The sequence below is a fragment of the Streptococcus oralis genome, assembly GCF_001579175.1.
GTDB classification, from domain to species: Bacteria; Bacillota; Bacilli; order Lactobacillales; family Streptococcaceae; genus Streptococcus; species Streptococcus oralis_O.
In genome coordinates this window covers 1-205 of sequence record NZ_KQ970787.1, presented here as the reverse complement: position 1 = coordinate 205, position 205 = coordinate 1, and the positions used below count along the sequence as shown (strand labels likewise).

Genomic DNA, 205 nt, shown 5'->3' with positions numbered 1-205 from the left:
AATCCAAGCATCGTACTTGCAGATGAGCCAACGGCCAGTCTGGATACCCAGCGTGCCTACCAAGTAACGGAGATGTTGGCTGCCATTGCCCATGAACAAGGTAGAGGAGTTGTTATGATTACGCATGACACTCGTCTTCTTGATAAGGTTGACCGTATTTATGTCATGAATGATGGCCATCTAGTTGAAGAAACACATGCATAAA

Annotated in this window: 1 pseudogene; it reads left to right on the top strand. The window is 45.4% G+C overall.

What is annotated here, in order from left to right:
• Positions 1 to 204, top strand: a pseudogene (locus tag SORDD24_RS11405) (hemin ABC transporter ATP-binding protein); the annotation flags it as partial.
• Position 205: the final 1 nt, after the last annotated feature.